This is a genomic window from Saccharopolyspora sp., from assembly GCF_017434145.1.
Classification (GTDB): Bacteria; Actinomycetota; Actinomycetes; order Mycobacteriales; family Pseudonocardiaceae; genus Saccharopolyspora_C; species Saccharopolyspora_C galaxeae.
Window position 1 is genome coordinate 1 of sequence record NZ_JAFRFW010001022.1, and the last position, 4,543, is coordinate 4,543.

General features: G+C 68.8%; 8 protein-coding genes. All 8 read left to right on the forward strand.

The window, feature by feature from the left end:
• Positions 1–195 precede the first annotated feature (195 nt).
• Positions 196–501: a 30S ribosomal protein S10 gene (gene rpsJ / locus IJH84_RS27905; protein WP_009948626.1), complete on the forward strand. Its 306-nt coding sequence runs from the start codon at positions 196–198 to the stop codon at positions 499–501.
• A gap of 57 nt (positions 502–558) precedes the next feature.
• A complete protein-coding gene (rplC, locus tag IJH84_RS27910; protein ID WP_200069029.1) occupies positions 559–1,209 on the forward strand; it encodes a 50S ribosomal protein L3 in 651 nt (216 codons plus the stop codon).
• Positions 1,209–1,907 carry a 50S ribosomal protein L4 gene (rplD, locus tag IJH84_RS27915; RefSeq protein WP_200069030.1) on the forward strand — a complete coding sequence of 233 codons (699 nt, stop codon included), beginning with the start codon at positions 1,209–1,211 and terminating at the stop codon, positions 1,905–1,907. Before rplC ends, rplD begins: the two co-directional genes overlap by 1 nt.
• Positions 1,904–2,203, forward strand: a complete 300-nt coding sequence (gene rplW, locus IJH84_RS27920) for a 50S ribosomal protein L23 (protein WP_295150907.1) — start codon at positions 1,904–1,906, stop codon at positions 2,201–2,203. The genes rplD and rplW overlap by 4 nt, the downstream gene beginning before the upstream one ends.
• 32 nt (positions 2,204–2,235) lie before the next feature.
• Positions 2,236–3,072: a 50S ribosomal protein L2 gene (gene rplB / locus IJH84_RS27925; protein WP_200069031.1), complete on the forward strand. Its 837-nt coding sequence runs from the start codon at positions 2,236–2,238 to the stop codon at positions 3,070–3,072.
• Between the two features lie 18 nt (positions 3,073–3,090).
• Positions 3,091–3,372, forward strand: coding sequence for a 30S ribosomal protein S19 (gene rpsS, locus IJH84_RS27930; protein WP_200069032.1), 282 nt, complete (start codon positions 3,091–3,093; stop codon positions 3,370–3,372).
• A gap of 32 nt (positions 3,373–3,404) precedes the next feature.
• Entirely contained in the window at positions 3,405–3,818 is a 414-nt protein-coding gene (rplV, locus tag IJH84_RS27935) for a 50S ribosomal protein L22 (protein WP_200069033.1), read from the forward strand.
• On the forward strand, positions 3,818–4,543 hold a 726-nt coding region (gene rpsC, locus IJH84_RS27940), incomplete at its 3' end, for a 30S ribosomal protein S3 (RefSeq protein ID WP_295150911.1). The genes rplV and rpsC, both read left to right, overlap by 1 nt.

Consider the following 4,543-nt stretch of genomic DNA (forward strand, 5'->3'; position numbering starts at 1 on the left):
CCAGCAACCTGAACAGGGGCGGACCGAGGGCTGGAGCTCTTCCGCGCGGATTCCCGCGGCGGGGTGCTCGACCGGCCCGGGCCGCGACGGGCACCCGAAGCCCATGGGCGCCAGGCGCCGCAGGCAGCTTCCGAGCTGCGCAGCGGCGTCGCGCCGACCACTGGCGGCACGAGACTAGAGGAACGGCAAGCCACTATGGCGGGACAAAAGATCCGCATCCGGCTCAAGGCCTACGACCACGAGGCGATCGACGCGTCCGCGCGCAAGATCGTCGAGACCGTGACGCGCACCGGCGCTCGGGTCGTCGGGCCGGTGCCGCTGCCGACGGAGAAGAACGTCTACTGCGTCATCCGCTCTCCGCACAAGTACAAGGACTCGCGGGAGCACTTCGAGATGCGTACGCACAAGCGGCTGATCGACATCCTCGAACCGACGCCGAAGACGGTGGACGCGTTGATGCGCATCGACCTTCCGGCCAGCGTCGACGTGAACATCCAGTAAGGGTCGGCCCATCGTGAGGCGGGCCTGCACGGGCCTAGTGCGGAGAGAACGAGACTGATGTCTGACAGGCAGATCAAGGGGATTCTGGGCACCAAGCTCGGTATGACCCAGGTCTTCGACGAGAACAACCGGGTCGTGCCGGTGACCGTCGTGCAGACCGGGCCGAACGTGGTCACCCAGATCCGGACCCCCGACAAGGACGGCTACGCGGCCGTCCAACTGGCGTACGGCGCCATCGACCCCCGCAAGGTGAACAAGCCGCGCACCGGCCACTTCACCAAGGCCGGGGTCACCCCGCGGCGGCACCTGGTGGAACTGCGCACCAACGACGCCGGTGAGTACGAAATCGGCCAGGAGCTCACCGCCGAGGTCTTCGACAACGGCGCCGTGGTCGACGTGGTCGGTACGAGCAAGGGCAAGGGCTTCGCCGGCACGATCAAGCGGCACGGCTTCCACCGGCAGCCGATGAGCCACGGTACTCAGGCGGTGCACCGCAAGCCGGGTTCCATCGGCGGCTGCGCCACCCCGGGCCGCGTGTTCAAGGGCATGAAGATGTCCGGCCGGATGGGCGGCAACCGCGTGACCACCCAGAACCTCACGGTGCACCGGGTGGAGCAGGAGAGCGGCCTGTTGCTGATCAAGGGCGCCATCCCCGGCCCGAAGGGCGGTCTGGTGCTGGTTAAGAGCCCTGCGAAGGGTGGTGCGTGATGAGCTTGACGCTGGACGTCCGTACTCCGGACGGCGCGACCGACGGCAGCGTGGAGCTGCCCGCCGAGATCTTCGACGCGCAGGCCAACGTGGCCCTGCTGCACCAGGTGGTGACGGCCCAGCTCGCGGCCGCGCGCCAGGGCACGCACGCCACGAAGACCCGCGGCATGGTCTCCGGTGGCAGCAAGAAGCCGTACCGGCAGAAGGGCACGGGTAACGCCCGCCAGGGCTCGATCCGCGCCCCGCAGTTCGTCGGTGGCGGCACGGTGCACGGTCCGCAGCCCCGGGACTACACCCAGCGGACTCCCAAGAAGATGAAGGCCGCCGCGCTGCGCGGTGCGCTGTCCGACCGCACGCGCGCCGGTCAGCTGCACGTCGTGACGCACGTGGTGGGTGGCGAGACGCCGTCGACCAAGGCCGCCAAGTCCGCGGTCCGCACCTGGACCGAGGCCAAGCGCGTGCTGGTGGTGCTCAACCGCTCGGAGGAGGAGAACTCCTGGCTGAGCTTGCGCAACCTGCAGAACGTGCACCTGATCGACCCGAGCCAGCTCAACACCTACGACGTGCTGGTCAACGACGACGTGGTGTTCAGCAAGGCTGCGTTCGAGCGGTTCGTCGCCGGGCCTGCACGGGGTCGTTCGGCCAAGGCCGTGGCCACGTCGGCCGAGGCCGCGAGCGCTGAGGAGGCACAGCAGTGATCCCCGACCCGCGAGACATCATCCTGGCGCCGGTGATCTCCGAGAAGAGCTACGGGCTCTTGGAGGAGGGCCAGTACACCTTCCTGGTGCGTCCCGGCTCGAACAAGACCGAGATCAAGATCGCCGTGGAGAAGATCTTCGGCGTGAAGGTCAACAACGTGAACACGATCAACCGCGTCGGCAAGCGCAAGCGGACCCGGACCGGGTACGGCAAGCGCAAGGACACCAAGCGGGCGATCGTGACGCTGTCCCCGGAGAGCAAGCCGATCGAAATCTTCGGCGGCTCGGCTTCCTGACCGGCGCTGATTAGGACGAGGTTTCTACAGAGATGGGCATTCGCAAGCACAAGCCGACGACGGCGGGCCGTCGCGGTTCCAGCGTGTCCGACTTCTCCGAGATCACCCGGTCGCATCCGGAGAAGTCGCTGGTGCGCCCGTTGCACGGCCGCGGCGGCCGCAACGCGCACGGCAAGATCACCACGCGGCACCAGGGCGGCGGCCACAAGCGCGCCTACCGCGTGATCGATTTCCGCCGCAACGACAAGGACGGCGTGCCGGCCAAGGTCGCGCACATCGAGTACGACCCGAACCGCAGTGCCCGCATCGCGCTGCTGCACTACGTGGACGGCGAGAAGCGCTACATCATCGCGCCGAACAACGTGAAGCAGGGCGACCGGCTGGAGGCCGGCGCGCGTGCGGACATCAAGCCGGGCAACAACCTGCCGCTGCGCAACATCCCCACCGGCACCGTGATCCACGCGATCGAGCTGCGCCCCGGCGGCGGGGCGAAGATCGCGCGTTCCGCGGGCGCCCGGGTGCAGCTGGTGGCCAAGGACGGGCCGCACGCCCAGCTGCGGATGCCTTCGGGCGAGATCCGCAACGTGGACGCGCGCTGCCGGGCCACGGTGGGCGAGGTCGGCAACTCCGAGCACTCGAACATCAGCTGGGGCAAGGCGGGCCGGATGCGGTGGAAGGGCAAGCGCCCGGTCGTCCGCGGTGTCGTCATGAACCCGGTGGACCACCCGCACGGTGGCGGTGAGGGCCGGACTTCCGGCGGTCGCCACCCGGTCAACCCGAAGGGCCGCCCGGAGGGTCGCACCCGCCGCAGCAAGCCCAGCGACAAGCTCATCGTCCGTCGCCGTCGCACCGGCAAGAAGAAGCGCTGAGCAGGGAGGTAGCAGCAAATGCCACGCAGCCTGAAAAAGGGCCCGTTCGTGGACGACCACCTGCTCAAGAAGGTGGACGCGCTGAACGAGGCGAACAAGAAGACCGTGATCAAGACGTGGTCCCGCCGGTCCACGATCATCCCGGACATGCTCGGCCACACCTTCGCGGTGCACGACGGCCGCAAGCACATCCCGGTGTTCGTCACCGAGGCGATGGTCGGGCACAAGCTGGGCGAGTTCGCGCCGACGCGGACCTTCAAGGGCCACGTCAAGGATGACCGGAAGTCGCGCCGCCGCTGAGCGGGGGCGAACCAAGAGCAAGGGGTAGCAGGATGACAGCCCGTTCCGACGACACCGCCGCGGACGCCAACCGCGCGGTGGCGCGGGCCCGCTTCGTCCGCGTGGCGCCGATGAAGGCGCGCCGCGTGGTCGAGCTCATCAAGGGCCGTAGCGCCAGCGAAGCCCTGGCCGTGCTCCAGTTCGCACCGCAGGCCGCCAGCGGTCAGGTGTCGAAGGTGCTCGCCAGCGCGGTCGCCAATGCGGAGAACAACCAGTCGCTCGACCCCGACACCCTGTGGGTGCACCGGGCGTACGTGGACGAAGGTCCGACGCTGAAGCGGTTCCAGCCGCGCGCCCAGGGGCGTGCCTACCGGATCCGCAAGCGGACCAGCCACATCACCGTCGAGGTGGAGTCGCGGCCGAAGGCGGCTAGCAAGTCGAAGAGCCAGAAGGGGAGTGCCCGGTAGTGGGTCAGAAGATCAACCCGCACGGCTTCCGACTCGGCATCACCACGGACTGGAAGTCCCGCTGGTACGCCGACAAGCAGTATTCGGAATACGTGGCGGAGGACGTCAAGATCCGCCGTCGGCTCTCTCGCGGTATGGAGCGCGCCGGTATCTCCAAGGTGGAGATCGAGCGCACCCGCGAGCGGGTCCAGGTGGACATCCACACCGCCCGGCCGGGCATCGTCATCGGCCGCCGCGGTGCCGAGGCGGACCGCATCCGCGATTCGCTGGAGAAGCTGACCGGCAAGCAGGTCCGGCTCAACATCCTCGAGGTGAAGAACTCCGAGGCGGACGCCCAGCTGGTCGCGCAGGGCGTGGCCGAGCAGCTGTCCAACCGCGTGTCCTTCCGGCGCGCGATGCGCAAGGCCATCCAGTCGGCCATGCGCTCGCCGCAGGTCAAGGGCATCCGGGTGCAGTGCGGCGGTCGTCTGGGCGGGGCCGAGATGTCCCGTTCGGAGTTCTACCGCGAAGGCCGGGTGCCGCTGCACACGCTGCGCGCGGACATCGACTACGGCTTCTTCGAAGCCCGCACCACGTTCGGCCGCATCGGCGTCAAGGTGTGGATCTACAAGGGCGAGCTGGTCGGCGGCCTGAAGCAGAAGCAGCAGGAGTCCGAGGTGCGCGCGCCGCGCGGCGAGGGCGGCGGCGGACGCGGTGAGCGCGGCGGCCGTTCCGAGCGCGGTGGC